The sequence below is a fragment of the Tsukamurella asaccharolytica genome (assembly GCF_007858435.1).
Classification (GTDB): Bacteria; Actinomycetota; Actinomycetes; order Mycobacteriales; family Mycobacteriaceae; genus Tsukamurella; species Tsukamurella asaccharolytica.
Genome location: NZ_VIGW01000007.1, coordinates 89,830 through 104,326 on the forward strand (window position 1 = coordinate 89,830; position 14,497 = coordinate 104,326).

The following is a 14,497-nucleotide window of genomic DNA, read 5'->3' on the forward strand; positions in this document are numbered from 1 at the left end:
CGCGCGATGTCGCGCGGGCGGGCCCGTGGGATCAGGGATGCGGAACAGGTTTCCGCAGGTCAGGCAATGCCCGGGAACCAGAGGGCGATCTCGCGCGCGGCGGACTCGGGCGAATCGGAGCCGTGCACCAGGTTCTCCTGGGTCTCGAGGCCGAAGTCGCCGCGGATGGTGCCCGGCACGGCCTTCTCGACCGGGTCGGTGCCGCCCGCGAGCTGGCGGAACGCGGCGATCGCGCGCGGCCCCTCCAGAACGGCGGCCACGACGGGCCCGGAGGTGATGAATTCGAGCAGGGAGCCGAAGAAGGGCTTCTCCTTGTGCTCGGCGTAGTGGCCCTCGGCCACCTCGGTCGAGACGTGCTTGAGCTCGAGGGCCGCGATGGTGAGGCCCTTCCGCTCGATGCGCGCCAGAATCTCCCCGGAGAGGCCGCGCCGCACGCCGTCGGGCTTGATCAGAATCAGAGTCCGCTCAGTCACGACCTCAGCCTAACGGGCCTCATTCGGCGATCGGTTCCTGCCCCGGCAGCCGGCCCTCCGCCATGCGCTGCTTCACGTCGCGCTCGATGTAGGCGATGTACACCCAGACGATGGCGAAGACGACGCCCACGGCGCCGATCCCCCAGTGCACGACGAAGCCCGCGATGACGGCGACCTGCAGCGCGAGGAAGGCGGGAATGGCCCACGGCTTCTTCACGACCATGCACCCGCCGAACATGAGCGCCGCGAGGATGAGCACGTACGCGATCTTCAGACCGGAGAGCCCGGGCGAGAGCCGGACCACCACGGGGAGGGCCAGCAGGACGACGATCATCTCGAGGATCAGGGTGCCGGAGAGGATGCCCCGGAAGCTCTTCCACGGATCCTTGGGGGGCGGGGTGAACCTGGGGTTGGATGCGGGGGTTCCCGTCACTGGGGTTCCTTTCCGAACAGCGAGCGCGCGACACCGGCGGTGACCACGGAACCGGTGATGAGGACGCCCACGCCGGAGGCGGGGCCGTCCTCGTCGTCGGATTCCTGGTCGGCGAGCGCGACGGCGGTCTCGACCGCGTCGACCATGGTGGGCGAGGTGACCACGCGGTCCTCGCCGAAGATCTCCTCGGCGATCGCCGCGAGCCGCTCGACCTCCAGCGCGCGGGGCGAGCCGTTGTGGGTGACGACGACGGTGTCGAGCGCGGGCTCGAGCGCCGTCAGCACGCCGACGGCGTCCTTGTCCGCGAGCACGGAGACGACGCCGATCAAGGTGCGGAAGCCGAACTCGGTCTCGATGGTGCGCGCCAGCGCCTGCGCGCCGTGCGGGTTGTGCGCCGCGTCGAGGAGCACCGTCGGGGCGCTGCGCACGCGCTCCAGCCGGCCGGGCGAGGCGGAGTTCGCGAAACCCTCGCGCACCGTGTCGAGGTCGAGCTGCTGGTCGGCGCCGGCGCCGAAGAAGGCCTCGACGGCGGCGAGGGCCACGGCGGCGTTGTTGGCCTGGTGCTCGCCGTGCAGCGGCAGGAAGACGTCGTCGTAGACCCCGCCGAGGCCCTGCAGGGTGAGCTGCTGACCGCCGACCGCGACGCGACGCTCCACCACCGCGAACTCGGAGCCCTCGCGCGCGACCGCGGCGTCGGTCTCGACCGCCTTGCGCAGCAGAACGTCCATCGCCGCGGGCTCCTGCTTGCCCACGATCATCACGGTGTCCTTGGGGATCAGCCGCTCGGGCGCGCGCTTGACGATGCCGGCCTTCTCTCCTGCGATCGACGCGAGGTCGGGGCCGAGGAGCTCGACGTGGTCGAGGCCGATCGGGGTGATCACGGCGACCTCCGCCGTCACCACGTTCGTGGCGTCCCAGGTGCCACCGAGCCCGACCTCCACGACGGCCACGTCGACGGGGGCCTCGGCGAAGGCCGCGAAGGCCATGGCGGTGAGCACCTCGAACTTGCTCATCCGCGGCCCGTCGGCGGCCTCGGACTGCGCATCGACGAGTTCGATGAAGGGCTCGAGCTCCCGGTAGGTCTCCACGTACTGCCGCGCGGTGAGCGGCGCGCCGTCGATGGCGATGCGCTCGGTGGCGAGCTGCAGGTGCGGGCTGGTGATCCGGCCGGTGCGGCGCGAGAAGGCCAGCAGCAGTGCGTCGATCATCCGCGCCGTCGACGACTTGCCGTTGGTTCCGGCGACCTGGATCGACGGGTACGCGTCCTGCGGTGAGCCGAGCAGTTGCATCAGAGCGGCGATGCGCGTGAGCGAGGGCTCGATCTTCGTCTCCGGCCAGCGCTGGTCCAGTTCCGCCTCGACCTGCGCCAGTTCGGCGAGATCGTCGGGGTCGGCGGCGAAGGCGGGAACCGTCACGCCGCTCCCCCGCCGAGCTGCGCGATCCGGGCGGTGAGGCGCTCGACCTCTTCCTGCGCGACGGCCCGCCGCCCGCGGATCTTGTCGACGACCGCGTCGGGCGCCTTCGCAAGAAAGGCGTCGTTGCCCAGCTTGGCGGTGGTCCCGTCGAGCTCCTTCTGCGCCGCCTTGAGATCCTTCTCCAGCCGTGCCCGCTCGGCCCCCAGGTCGACGGTGCCGGACGTGTCCAACTCGACGGTGACGGTGCCGCCCACGAGGCGGACCTCCAGCGACGCGGTGGCGGCGAAGCCGTCCTCCGGCGGAGTGAGCCGGCACAGGTTTGCTGCGGCGGCGGCGAGCGAGGTGAGGCCCGCCTCGTCGAGCCCGCTGAGCCGGGCGGCGACCCGCTGCCCGGGCTTGAGCAGCTGGTCGCTGCGGAAGCGGCGGATCTCGGTGACCAGGCGCTGCAGGTCGGCGAAGCGGCGGGCGGACTCGACGCCATCGGCGGGGATCTCCGCCGGGGCCCGCTCCGGCGACGGCCAGTCGGCGATCACCAGGGACGTTCCGCCCGTGAGCGCCTTCCACAGCACCTCGGTGACGAAGGGCATCGTCGGGTGCAGCATGCGCAGGACGACGTCGAGGGCCTTGCCAAGCACCAGGCGGGTGTTCTCCGCGACCGCGGCGTCGTCGCCCTGCAGCTGCAGCTTGGCGACCTCGAGGTACCAGTCGCACAGCTCGTCCCACGCGAAGTGGTACAGCGCCTCGCAGGCCTTACCGAGCTCGTTGTCGTCGAACGCGGCGTCGGCCTCCGCCTGCACGGCGGCGACGCGGTCGAGGATCCAGCGGTCGGCGTCGGTCAGGTCGGCGCGATCCGGCAGCTCCCCGACGCGGGCGTCGTTCATCAGGGCCAGCTTGGTGGCGTTGAACAACTTGGTGGCGAACTTCCTGCTGCTCGCGGCCGCGTCCGCGCCCACGTTGAGGTCGGCGCCGGGGATGGTGCCGCGCGCGAGGGTGAAGCGCAGTGCGTCGGCGCCGTACTCGTCGACCCAGTCGAGGGGGTCGATGCCGTTGCCCTTCGACTTGCTCATCTTGCGGCCGAACTCGTCGCGCACCAGGCCGTGCAGCAGCACCTCGTGGAAGGGCACCTTGCCGGGGGCGGTCGGCTCCTCGCCGACGAAGGTGCCGAACATCATCATCCGGGCGACCCAGAAGAAGATGATGTCGTAGCCGGTGACCAGCGTCGAGGTGGGATAGAACTTCGCCAGATCCGCCGTCTCCTCGGGCCAGCCCATGGTCGAGAAGGGGAAGAGTCCGGAGCTGAACCAGGTGTCCAGGACGTCGGGATCCTGCTCGTAGCCGGCGGGCGGCACGTCGTCGGGGCCGCAGCAGACGACATCCCGGTTCCCCTCAGCGTCGGCGGGGCCGTACCAGACGGGGATGCGGTGGCCCCACCACAGCTGGCGGGAGATGTTCCAGTCGTGCATCTCGTCGACCCAGTCGAAGAACCTGGGCGCGAGCGACTCGGGGACGATGGCCGTGTCACCGTTGCGCACGGCGTCGCCCGCGGCCGTGGCCAGCCGGTCGACCTTGACCCACCACTGCATCGACAGGCGCGGCTCGATCGGCTCGCCGGAGCGCTCGCTGTGGCCGACGCTGTGCCGGTACGGCCGCACCTCTTTGACGATCCGGCCCTGCTCGGCGAGGGCGTCGCGGATCGCCCTGCGGGCGACGAAGCGGTCGAGACCGTCGAACTGCGTTCCGGTGCCGGCGATGTGGCCGGTCTCGTCCATGATCGTGGGCATCGGCAGGTCGTGCCGCTGGCCGAGCGCGAAGTCGTTCGGGTCGTGCGCGGGGGTGATCTTCACGGCGCCAGAGCCGAACTCGGGGTCGACGTAGTCGTCGGCCACGACCGGGATTCGGCGATCCAGGAACGGATGCTCAAGCGTGGTCCCGACGAGGGCGCGGTAGCGCTCGTCGTCGGGGTGGACGGCGATCGCGGTGTCGCCGAGCATCGTCTCCAGCCGGGTGGTGGCACAGACGATGTGCGGCTCGTCGTCGTTCAGAGATCCGTAGCGGAAGGAGACGAGCTCGCCGTCGACCTCCTTGTGGTCGACCTCGAGATCGGAGATGCCGGTCTGCAGCACGGGCGACCAGTTGACCAGGCGCTCGGCGCGGTAGATCAGGCCCGCGTCGAAGAGCTGCTTGAAGATGGTCTGCACCGCGCGGGAGAGGCCCTCGTCCATGGTGAAGCGCTCGCGGGACCAGTCGACGCCCACGCCGATGCGGCGCATCTGGCCGGTGATGTTGCCGTGGCTGGCCTCCTTGAAGGCCCAGGCGCGCTCGAGGAAGGCCTCGCGGCCGATCTCGCGGCGGCTGGTGCCCTCGGCGGCGAGCTGCTTCTCGACGAGCGACTGGGTGGCGATGCCGGCGTGGTCGGTGCCCGGCAGCCACAGCACCTCGTAGCCCTGCATCCGCTTGCGGCGGCACAGCGCGTCCGTGATGGTCTGGTCGAGCGCGTGACCGAGATGCAGGCTGCCCGTGACGTTCGGGGGCGGCAGGACCACGGAGAATGCCGGCTTGGGCGAGGTGTTGTCGGCCGTGAAGTACCCCGCGTCGACCCAGCCGCGGTAGATGTCCGCCTCTACCGCACCGGGCTCCCAGGCGGCGGGAAGTCGGTCTGCGGCGTTCTGCGGATCAGTAGTCACCCCACGATTCTAGTCAGCGCACGCGAGCGGTTTCCGCGGGGCGTTTGCCGGTCCGCGTCGTCCCGGAGAACGGGTGGCGCACCGTCGAACGGATACGACTGCGCCCCCGACCGGTTCGGTCGGGGGCGCAGTCAAATCGTGGGTCTACGCGCTCTTCTCCTGGCGCGCGTGGGAGCGCTTGCGGGGCACGATGGTCGGCAGCACGTTGTCGCGCACCGTCTCGCCCGTGACGACGACCTTCGCCACGTCGTCGCGCGACGGGATGTCGAACATCACGGGGTTGAGGACCTCTTCCATGATGGCGCGCAGGCCGCGGGCACCGGTGCCGCGGTGGATCGCCTGATCGGCGATGGCGCCGAGGGCGTCCTCATCGAACTCGAGCTCCACGCCGTCCATCTCGAAGAGGCGCTGGTACTGCTTGACGAGCGCGTTCTTGGGCTCCGAGAGGATCGAGACCAGCGACTCCTTGTCGAGGTTCGAGACGGAGGCGATGACGGGCAGGCGGCCGATGAACTCGGGGATCAAGCCGAACTTGATGAGGTCCTCGGGCAGCACGTCGGCGAAGTGGTCGACGGTGTCGACCTCCGCCTTGGTGCGCACCTCGTTGCCGAAGCCGAGGCCGCGCTTGCCGATCCGGTCGCCCACGACCTTCTCCAGCCCCGCGAACGCGCCGGCCACGATGAACAGCACGTTCGTCGTGTCGATCTGGATGAACTCCTGGTGCGGGTGCTTGCGTCCGCCTTGGGGCGGCACCGACGCCTGCGTGCCCTCGAGGATCTTCAGCAGCGCCTGCTGCACGCCCTCGCCCGACACGTCGCGCGTAATCGACGGGTTCTCGCTCTTGCGGGCGATCTTGTCGACCTCGTCGATGTAGATGATGCCGGTCTCGGCGCGCTTGACGTCGTAGTCGGCGGCCTGGATCAGCTTGAGGAGGATGTTCTCCACGTCCTCGCCGACGTAGCCCGCCTCCGTGAGCGCGGTGGCGTCGGCGATGGCGAAGGGCACGTTGAGCATCTTCGCCAGCGTCTGCGCAAGGTAGGTCTTACCGCAGCCGGTGGGTCCGAGCATGAGGATGTTGGACTTCGCCAGCTCCACGTTCTCGCCGCGGGCGTCCTTGCGCTCGCCGGCCTGGATGCGCTTGTAATGGTTGTACACGGCCACGGCGAGGTTCCGCTTCGCGGAGTCCTGGCCGATGACGTAGTTGTCGAGGAAATCGCGGATCTCGACGGGCTTGGGCAGCTCGTCCAGCTTCACGTCGCTGGTCTCGGCGAGTTCCTCTTCGATGATCTCGTTGCAGAGGTCGATGCACTCATCGCAGATGTACACGCCGGGGCCCGCGATCAGCTTCTTGACCTGCTTCTGGCTCTTTCCGCAGAAGGAGCACTTCAACAGGTCTGCGCCGTCCCCTATCCGTGCCATGCCGTGCCTACTTCCCTTGCCGATGACTCGCCCGCCGCGTTGCTCAGCAGGTGACGTCTATTGTCGACGGTACCCGCGAACTTCCGTCCCGGCGACCGATATGAACAGCTTGCTAGAGGTGGCACCGGGGGTCGCGGAACCCGCTCACGCGGCGTGTCGCGACCCCCGGTTTCCTGCTGCGATTACTTCGCGGACGCCTTGCGGTACGGGAACACCGTGTCGACGATGCCGTACTCCTTGGCCTGGTCGGCCGTGAGGATGTTGTCGCGGTCCGTGTCCTTGCGGATCTGCTCGACGGTCTGGCCGGTGTGGCTCGCCAGGATCTCGTCGAGGCGGTTGCGGGCGCGCTCCATCTCGGCGGCCTGGATCTCCAGGTCGGAGACCTGGCCGCGCATCGACCCGCCTGTGCGGGGCTGGTGGATGAGCACCGTCGAGTTGGGCAGCGCGGCGCGCTTGCCCGGGGTGCCGCCCGCCAGCAGGATCGCCGCGGCCGAGGCAGCGGTGCCCAGCACCACGGTCGCCACATCGCAGTGCACGTACTGCATCGTGTCGTAGATGCCGAGCGCGTCGTAGAGGCTGCCGCCGGGCGAGTTGATGTAGATCGTGATGTCGCGGTCCGGGTCCTGCGACTCGAGCACCAGGATCTGAGCCATCACATCGTTCGCCGAGACCTCGTCGATCTGGTTCTTGAGGAAGATGATGCGCTCGTCGAAGAGCTTCGAGTACGGGTTCGTGACCCGCTCGTTGCCGTTGGCCGCGCGCTCGATGAACGACGGGACGTCGTAGCGGTTGGTCGCGGGGACGTGCAGGCCCTGGGCCGACATCGTGGTGGGGTAGTAACCCTCGGTCATTTCAAGTGTCCTCTCGCTACTTGACGGAGCTCGCGCGGCTGACGACGTGATCGACGAAACCGTAGTCCCGGGCCTCCTCGGCCGTGAACCACTTGTCGCGGTCTGCGTCCAACTCGATCCGCTCGATCGACTGGCCGGTGAACTGGGCGTTGAGCCGGTTCATCTCCACCTTGGTCTTGCGGAACAGCTCGGCCTGGATGGCGATGTCGGCCGCGGTGCCACCGATGCCGGCGGACGGCTGGTGCATCATGATGCGCGCGTGCGGCAGGGCGTAGCGCTTGCCCCTGGCGCCTGCGGCGAGCAGGAACTCACCCATCGAGGCGGCCATGCCCATCGCGTAGGTCGCGACGTCGCACTCGACGAACTCCATCGTGTCGAAGATCGCCATACCGGCGGAGATGCTGCCGCCGGGCGAGTTGATGTAGAGGTTGATGTCCTTGGTCGGATCCTCCGCCGACAGCAGCAGCATCTGCGCGCAGAGCTGGTTGGCGATGTCGTCGTTCACCTCGCTGCCGAGGAAGATGATCCGCGACTCCAGGAGGCGGCTGTACACCGAATCGTTCAGGTTCAGGCCGGCCATTCCGGCCCGCATGGTGGGGTTGGAGGTCATCCGCTGCTCCCTGCCTTTCTTTGCTGTCATCGACACTAACGAACGGGCAGGGCGGGTACGTCCCCCGGCACGCCCGGCTCCGCTGAGGGCAGAAACGCCCCGCAGCCGGTCAGGCTGCGGGGCGCTCCGCGGGGTGCTACTTCTTGTCGGCCTCGGCGGTGATCTCCTCCGCCTCGGTGACCACGTCCTCCTCGGCCGCGGCCTCCTCGGCGAGCTCCTCGCCGGCGTCCTCGCGGTCGAACAGCGCCTTGGTGTCGACGGTGTTGCCGTCGGCGTCCTTGACCGTCACCTCGAGCACGACGTCCGCGAGGCCCTTACCGCGACGGACCTCCTGGAAGAGGGCGGGCAGCTGGCCGGCCTGCTGGATCTGCTGGATGAACTCCTGCGGCTGCATGCCGTAGCGCTGCGACTGGAACAGGATGTGCTCCTGCAGCTCCTGCTGGTCGACCTGCACGTCCTGCGCGTCGGCGATCGCGTCGAGCAGCAGCTGCACCTTGACCTGCTTCTCGGCCGACTCGCGCGCCTGGGTCTCGAACTCCTCGCGGGTGGTGCCCTGCGCCTTGAGGGCGGTCTCGAGGAGCTCCTCGTTGTGGCCCACCTGGTGCAGCACGTCGTGCACGTTGGCGTCGGTCTGCTCCTTGACGACGGCCTCGGGCAGCGGCACCTCGACGGTCTCGAGCAGCTTGTCGAGCACGGCGTCACGGATGTCGGCGGCCTGGCCGAGCTTCTTGTTCTGCTCGACCCGCTCGCGCAGGTCGGCGCGCAGCTCGTCGACGGTGTCGAACTCGCTCGCGAGCTGGGCGAACTCGTCGTCCAGCTCGGGCAGCTCGCGCTCCTTCACCGAGTCGACGACCACGGTGACGTCGGCCTCCTGGCCCGCGAACTCGCCGGCCACGAGGGTGGTGGCGAACTGCTTGGACTCGCCGGACTTCAGGCCGACGATGGCCTCGTCCAGCCCGTCGATGAGGTTGCCCGAGCCGACCTCGTGCGAGAGGCCGGTGGTTTTGGCGTCCTCGACGTCCTTGCCGTCGACGGTGGCCGACAGGTCGATGGTGACGAAGTCGCCGGTCTCGACGGCGCGGTCCACACCCTTGAGGGTGCCGAAGCGGGCGCGCAGGCCCTCGATCTGCTCGTCGATGTCGGCGTCGGTGACCTCGAGCGACGGGACCTCGACCGCGATGGCCGAGTAGTCGGGCAGCGTGATCTCGGGACGGACGTCGACCTCCGCGGTGAACGAGAAGGTCTCGCCGTACTCCAGCTTCTCGATGTCGATCTCGGGCTGGCCCAGGGCCTTGACGTCGGCTTCCAGGACGGCCTGGCTGTACTTGCCGGGCAGCGCGTCGTTGATCACCTGCGAGAGCACGGCGTCGCGGCCGACGCGCGCCTCGATCAGCTTCGCGGGGGCCTTGCCCTTACGGAAGCCGGGGATGTTGACCTGCTGCGCGAGCGTCTCGTAGGCGCGATCGAAATCCGGCGCGAGCTCGTCGAAAGGAACCTCGACGCTCAGGCGGACGCGAGTCGGGCTCAGCTGCTCGACGGTGCTCTTCACTCGTTCTCCTCGGGTTGGTATCAGCGGGAAGGCCGCGTGATGTGCGGTTTCCTGCGGGCAGCACGGGGCCCCGTCGGGCCCACGGCACTCGGGCCAGCGTACGCGACGGCGCCCGGCCAACGACAGCCCGGGCGGGGCGCCGACACGGTGGGCGCACGGGGCGCCGCGATCGTCCTAGTCTGACGTCATGGAACTCACGTTGCGCGCCCTGGAGCGCACGGATCTCCCGTTCGTGCACGGCCTGTTCAACGACAGGGCGGTGATGTCGTACTGGTTCGAGGAACCCTTCGACGCGCTGGCCGAGCTCGAGAACATCTACGAGCGGCACATCCACGACGAGCGCGAGCGGCGTTTCATCATCGAGGACGACGGGCTGCCGGTCGGACTGGTCGAGCTCGTCGAGATCAACGTGATCCACCGGAATTGCGAGTTCCAGATCATCGTCGCTCCGTCGGCGCAGGGCAGGGGGTACGCAGTGCCCGCCACCCGCAGGGCGCTCGACTACGCGTTCCGGATCCTCAACCTGCACAAGGTGTACCTCTCCGTCGACGTGGCCAACGAGAAGGCGGCGCACGTCTACGAGAAGCTCGGGTTCACCGAGGAGGGGCTGCTGCGCGAGCAGTACTTCTCGAACGGCGGCTACCGCGACGCGCGGCTCATGGGGATGTTCCAGCGCGACTTCCTCGCCACGGACCCGCCGACCGCCTGATCACAACCGCACCGTCCAGTGTGATGTCCCTCCCATCGGGGTCCGAATATGACTCGGTGCGGCCGCACGGCGAAGCGAGCTTCCTGTCGGTAACCATGGGGAATGACCACCTCGACGGAGCAAGAGCACACGAAGCAACAGCCCCGCCCGGTCGTCTCCCGGGACGCCGCCATCGGGCCCGATGCACGGCTGTCCTGGCTTCTCGCCGGCATGGCGGGCATGGTCGGCGCGGTCGCCTTCCTGCACTCGGCGGGATACTTCGTCACCTTCATGACGGGCAACACCGAGCGCGCTGTCCTCACGTGGTTCAAGGCGTCCGACGCGCAGCAGGTGGCCGGGGCGGGCGCGCTCGCCGCGATGGCACTGATCTTCGCCTTCGTGACCGGTGTCGTCACGGCGTCGATCTGCCGCCGCTACTTCTGGCAGAACCACGCGCACGGGCCCACCGTTCTCACCACCGCCGGACTGCTGGTCGCGTCGGCGACGGACTTCGTCCTCGACGGCTTCGAAGGGCCGGAGGTGCGGTTCGTACCCATCCTCATCATCACGTTCTCGCTGGGGGCCCTGAACACCTCGTTCACGAAGAACGGCGAGGTCTCGGTCCCTCTCTCCTACGTCACGGGCACGCTGGTCAAGCTCGGTCAGGGCATCGAGCGGCACGCGACGGGCAACGGCACCGTCTTCGACTGGCTCGGCTACGCCCTGGTGTACGCGGGGTTCGTCCTCGGGGCGGCCGTCGGCGGCATCATCGGCTCCTTCGTCACTGGCCCGCAGGTGATCCTGGCCGCGGGCCTGCTCTGCGGCGCGATCACGCTCGTGACGTTCCTGCACTCGGACCGTCGGAAGCTGCTCGGCTGACCGACGATCGCCGGAGCGAGACCGGGCCGCCACGGACCGCCGCGCACTGACCGGATTGGGTTCAGCGCGATCGCAACCGATGACAGCTCGCTCGTCCGCCGATATCTTCCGGCCGGTGAGTACCACCACCGCCGACGGGGCCCCCGCCCCGTCGGCCCCCGACAGTTCCCAGCTGCGGCGCGTGATCGCCGCGTCCCTGCTGGGCACCACTGTCGAGTGGTACGACTTCTTCCTCTACTCGACCGCGGCGTCCATGGTCTTCAACAGGCTCTTCTTCCCGGACACCAGCTCCTTCGTGGGCACGATGCTCAGCTTCGTGACCTTCGCGGTCGGCTTCGTGATGCGGCCCGTCGGCGGTCTCGTTTTCGGCCACATCGGCGATCGGATCGGCCGGCGGCAGACGCTCGCGCTGACGATGTTGCTGATGGGCGTGGCGACAGCACTCATGGGCGCGCTCCCCACCGCCGAGCAGGTCGGCATCCTGGCCCCGATCCTGTTGCTGGTTCTGCGGATCGTGCAGGGCTTCGCACTGGGCGGCGAGTGGGCGGGCGCCGTCCTGCTCGCCATCGAGCACGCTCCCGAGGGGCGCAAGGGCCGTTACGGCGCAGTCCCACAGGTCGGACTGGCGCTGGGGCTGGGGCTCGGAACGGCGGTCTTCGCCCTCCTGCAGACGGTTTTCGACGAAGAGCAGTTCCTCCAGTTCGGGTGGCGCATCGCCTTCGGGGTGTCGATCGTGCTGGTGGTGATCGGCGTCCTCGTGCGGCTGGCGGTCGACGAGACCCCGGCCTTCGTCGCGGCGAGGGCCACTCTGGACACGACCCGCACTCCCCTACGGCAGTTGCTCGGCGATCCGATTCTGCGCCGCAACACGATCGCGGGGTGCCTCGCCCGGTGGGCGGAGGGCAGCGCGTTCAACACGTGGGGCGTCTTCACCATCACCTACGCCACCGCGACGCTCGCGATGAACAGGGTGGACGTCCTCGTCGCGGTGACCGTGGCCGCACTGGTCATGGCCGCGGTGATCCCGTTCGCGGGCGTCCTCGCGGATCGGTTCGGTCCCGGGCGCGTGTACGGGACGGGGGTGCTGCTCTACGGACTTGCGGTGTTCCCCGTCTTCGCGCTCTTCGGCACCGCGTCGATACTGTGGTTCACCGTCGGGCTCGTCATCGTCTTCGGCCTGATCCACGGCGTCTTCTACGCCGCGCAGGGCACGTTCTTCGCGAGCATGTTCCCCACCGAGGTCCGGTACACGGGCCTGTCCGTCGTCTACCAGTTCTCGGGGATCTACGCCTCGGGGCTGACGCCGCTCATCCTGACCGCCCTGATCCACAACGCCGACGGTGCGCCGTGGACCGCGGCGGGCTACCTGGTGGCGACCGCGCTGATCTCGTTCGCCGCGACCGTGTGGATCCGGCGCGTCACCCGGTTGCCCTGATCGGTCAACGGTGCACGGCTCCGCCCCGTCTCTGATTGGAACACAGGAGCGCCCTGTGATACAGTTTCGAACAAGTTCGTGAGCGTGGCTGTAAACCGCTCAGTGAAACAGAGGCCGGGGCGCGTTACAGGTGCCACCGGCCTCGCCCATATCTGGAGCACATCGCTTGCTCACGCGCCGTGCACGGGGCGAGGTCACCCAAGGTCGGGTCTGACCATCCGCGACTCGTGGCACGACCACTCCTCGTCGATCTGCACGGCACCGTCGAGCTCGAACCGGTGCTTGCGATAGAAGGCGAGCGCCCTGGCATTACCCGTCGCCAGCCACAGGTACGCCCCGTGCTCCCCGATCACCTCGTCCATCAGCGCCGCCGCAACGCCGGCGCCGTGATGCTCGGGGAGAACGTTGAGGGACCAGAGCTGCGTCTTCGACGGTGCGCCGACGTCGCGCGCGGGCCCACCCGTCGCGAAACCGATGATCCTCCCCGTCGCCGGGTGCACGGCGCACCGAGTACGGATGCCTTCGGCCTCCTGGCGATCCAGGCCGGCGACGATCCGTCGCCACCGATCCGTCCCGGCCGGCACGGTGAGGGCGTCGAGCTTCGCTCTGTCCACCAGGCCCGGGTACGTCACCCTCCAGACGTGGACGTGGACCTGCGCCAGCGCGACGGCGTCGCCGTCCTCTGGCCGCCGGATCAGGTATCCGGTTGCCGTGTCTCTGCTCACCGCCATGCCGTGAACAGTAGTTCCGACTCCCACCGTGCTGCCCGCCCCGAGGCGATGGTGGCCGCCGGCCGAGCCTGACGGGAGCCGGAGGGCTCACCTCGACGCGGGCGCGGTTCGCATCCTCGCCACGGGTACTCTTTACCTGGTCGCACACGCGATCACGGGATGTGGCGCAGCTTGGTAGCGCATTCGCTTTGGGAGCGAAGGGTCGCAGGTTCGAATCCTGTCATCCCGACTGAGTCTGCACGGTGAAGCACGGACGCTCCATCCCGAGACCGGGACGACTAACGGAATCCACCGGATCCCAATGGACGCAACGGTTCCGAGAGCGACTAGGCGGCGTGTGATGGTGGCGCGTCGAGGTCGTCGCAGAAGTAGAACGCCGCGCGGGGGAAGGTCGGAGATTCGGGCGGTGGCAACTGCTCCGACAACAGCCGGGACAGCGTCACCGAGTGATGAAACGGAAGGTCCGCAGGATCCGGCAAGGTGACGCTTCCGCCGGTCACGGGATGCCACGTGTCGTCGCCGACAGCGCGGCAGCGCATGCTCGCGCGCCCCGAGCGGTCACACTCGGTGACCACTTCGACGACACCGCTGACGCGGACGCCGTCCTCAGTGGGTAGCGATCTCTCGGTGTCGACGGTGGCGGTGAGTCGATGCAGAGCTCTCATGATTGGCTTTCCTCATGAACCCAAGGGCCGGCCTCAGGTGGGGTCGAGCTCGGGACCCCGACCAGCCCGTCACGGGCCCCGAGCAGAACGTGGCGGCGCGGACCAGCGCAATGGCGCGTGGTCCGCACCGCCGTTCCTGTCTATTCGACGACCGCGCGCCCTGGTTCCCCGGTCACGCCCCCGGGCTCAACGGCGAGTTGCTCGCACGGCGACTCATCGGCTCCGTGCTCGACGACGATCTGGCGCGGCTTGGCCCGTTCAGCGATCGGGATGGTCACCGTAAGGACGCCGTTGTCGTAGCGCGCTGCGATGCCCGCGGTGTCGATGCTCTCGCCAAGAGTGAGCTGCCGACGGTAGACGCCGGAGAACCGCTCACTGGTCAGCCATCGAACGCCGGCATCAGACATCGTGGTCCGACGGCCGGTCAGGGTGAGGACGCCGTTCTCGACGTTCACCTCAATCGAACCGGGGTCCGCGCCCGGCAGATCGGCAGTGAGGACGTAGTGATCATCCACCTGGTAGAGATCCATCGGCATGAACCGCGGCGACCGCGCCGATCCCGTTTGTCGACCGGCGGCGAGAAGCCCCTGAGCCAGGTCGTCGAAGTCAGAAAAAGGATCAAACCGAAGCACAGCAAACACCTCCCGTAGTACCAGGCTGCCCGC

The 14,497-nt window shown here is 68.6% G+C and carries 14 protein-coding genes and 1 tRNA gene; 4 read left to right on the forward strand and 11 right to left on the reverse strand.

The window, feature by feature from the left end; all coding sequences use genetic code 11:
* Nucleotides 1-59: 59 nt before the first annotated feature.
* The 8 genes from ndk to tig all read right to left on the reverse strand — a co-directional run bounded on the left by ndk (nucleotide 60) and on the right by tig (nucleotide 9,434).
* Nucleotides 60-473: a nucleoside-diphosphate kinase gene (ndk, locus tag FK529_RS14135; RefSeq protein WP_146562266.1), complete on the reverse strand. Its 414-nt coding sequence runs from the start codon at nucleotides 471-473 to the stop codon at nucleotides 60-62.
* A 19-nt stretch (nucleotides 474-492) separates the two neighbouring features.
* The gene (locus FK529_RS14140; RefSeq protein ID WP_146562269.1) at nucleotides 493-906 is read right to left on the reverse strand and encodes a DUF4233 domain-containing protein; all 414 of its coding nucleotides are present in this window, start codon (nucleotides 904-906) and stop codon (nucleotides 493-495) included.
* On the reverse strand, nucleotides 903-2,321 hold the full coding sequence (gene folC / locus FK529_RS14145; protein WP_146562271.1) for a bifunctional tetrahydrofolate synthase/dihydrofolate synthase: 1,419 nt from the start codon (nucleotides 2,319-2,321) through the stop codon (nucleotides 903-905). The genes FK529_RS14140 and folC overlap by 4 nt, the downstream gene beginning before the upstream one ends.
* Nucleotides 2,318-5,005 carry a valine--tRNA ligase gene (locus FK529_RS14150; protein ID WP_146562273.1) on the reverse strand — a complete coding sequence of 896 codons (2,688 nt, stop codon included), beginning with the start codon at nucleotides 5,003-5,005 and terminating at the stop codon, nucleotides 2,318-2,320. Before FK529_RS14150 ends, folC begins: the two co-directional genes overlap by 4 nt.
* Before the next feature lie 144 nt (nucleotides 5,006-5,149).
* Nucleotides 5,150-6,424, reverse strand: coding sequence for an ATP-dependent Clp protease ATP-binding subunit ClpX (gene clpX, locus FK529_RS14155; RefSeq protein ID WP_146562274.1), 1,275 nt, complete (start codon nucleotides 6,422-6,424; stop codon nucleotides 5,150-5,152).
* Nucleotides 6,425-6,606: 182 nt separating this feature from the next.
* Nucleotides 6,607-7,248 carry an ATP-dependent Clp protease proteolytic subunit gene (locus FK529_RS14160; RefSeq protein ID WP_068525836.1) on the reverse strand — a complete coding sequence of 214 codons (642 nt, stop codon included), beginning with the start codon at nucleotides 7,246-7,248 and terminating at the stop codon, nucleotides 6,607-6,609.
* Between the two features lie 43 nt (nucleotides 7,249-7,291).
* Nucleotides 7,292-7,885 (reverse strand): ATP-dependent Clp protease proteolytic subunit, encoded by a 594-nt coding sequence (locus tag FK529_RS14165; RefSeq protein ID WP_146562276.1) that lies wholly within the window; start codon nucleotides 7,883-7,885, stop codon nucleotides 7,292-7,294.
* 136 nt (nucleotides 7,886-8,021) lie between these two features.
* Nucleotides 8,022-9,434, reverse strand: coding sequence for a trigger factor (gene tig / locus FK529_RS14170; protein WP_146562278.1), 1,413 nt, complete (start codon nucleotides 9,432-9,434; stop codon nucleotides 8,022-8,024).
* Between the two features lie 187 nt (nucleotides 9,435-9,621).
* Between tig and speG the strand changes: the two genes are divergently transcribed.
* The 3 genes from speG (at nucleotide 9,622) to FK529_RS14185 (ending at nucleotide 12,436) form a co-directional block, all read left to right on the forward strand.
* Nucleotides 9,622-10,143: a spermidine N1-acetyltransferase gene (gene speG, locus FK529_RS14175; RefSeq protein WP_146562280.1), complete on the forward strand. Its 522-nt coding sequence runs from the start codon at nucleotides 9,622-9,624 to the stop codon at nucleotides 10,141-10,143.
* Between the two features lie 102 nt (nucleotides 10,144-10,245).
* Nucleotides 10,246-11,001 (forward strand): YoaK family protein, encoded by a 756-nt coding sequence (locus tag FK529_RS14180; RefSeq protein ID WP_146562282.1) that lies wholly within the window; start codon nucleotides 10,246-10,248, stop codon nucleotides 10,999-11,001.
* Nucleotides 11,002-11,080: 79 nt separating this feature from the next.
* Nucleotides 11,081-12,436, forward strand: coding sequence for an MFS transporter (locus tag FK529_RS14185; protein ID WP_146562284.1), 1,356 nt, complete (start codon nucleotides 11,081-11,083; stop codon nucleotides 12,434-12,436).
* Between the two features lie 194 nt (nucleotides 12,437-12,630).
* Here FK529_RS14185 and FK529_RS14190 read toward each other — a convergent pair whose 3' ends face one another.
* On the reverse strand, nucleotides 12,631-13,167 hold the full coding sequence (locus FK529_RS14190) for a GNAT family N-acetyltransferase (RefSeq protein ID WP_146562286.1): 537 nt from the start codon (nucleotides 13,165-13,167) through the stop codon (nucleotides 12,631-12,633).
* Between the two features lie 155 nt (nucleotides 13,168-13,322).
* Between FK529_RS14190 and FK529_RS14195 the strand changes: the two genes are divergently transcribed.
* A tRNA-Pro gene (locus tag FK529_RS14195) sits at nucleotides 13,323-13,396 on the forward strand.
* 97 nt (nucleotides 13,397-13,493) lie between these two features.
* On the opposite strand, the gene FK529_RS14200 is transcribed toward FK529_RS14195, so the two are convergent.
* Together FK529_RS14200 and FK529_RS14205 are read right to left on the reverse strand one after the other, a co-directional pair.
* A complete protein-coding gene (locus FK529_RS14200) occupies nucleotides 13,494-13,832 on the reverse strand; it encodes a hypothetical protein (protein WP_146562288.1) in 339 nt (112 codons plus the stop codon).
* A 140-nt stretch (nucleotides 13,833-13,972) separates the two neighbouring features.
* A complete protein-coding gene (locus FK529_RS14205) occupies nucleotides 13,973-14,464 on the reverse strand; it encodes an Hsp20/alpha crystallin family protein (RefSeq protein ID WP_146562398.1) in 492 nt (163 codons plus the stop codon).
* Nucleotides 14,465-14,497 lie beyond the last annotated feature (33 nt).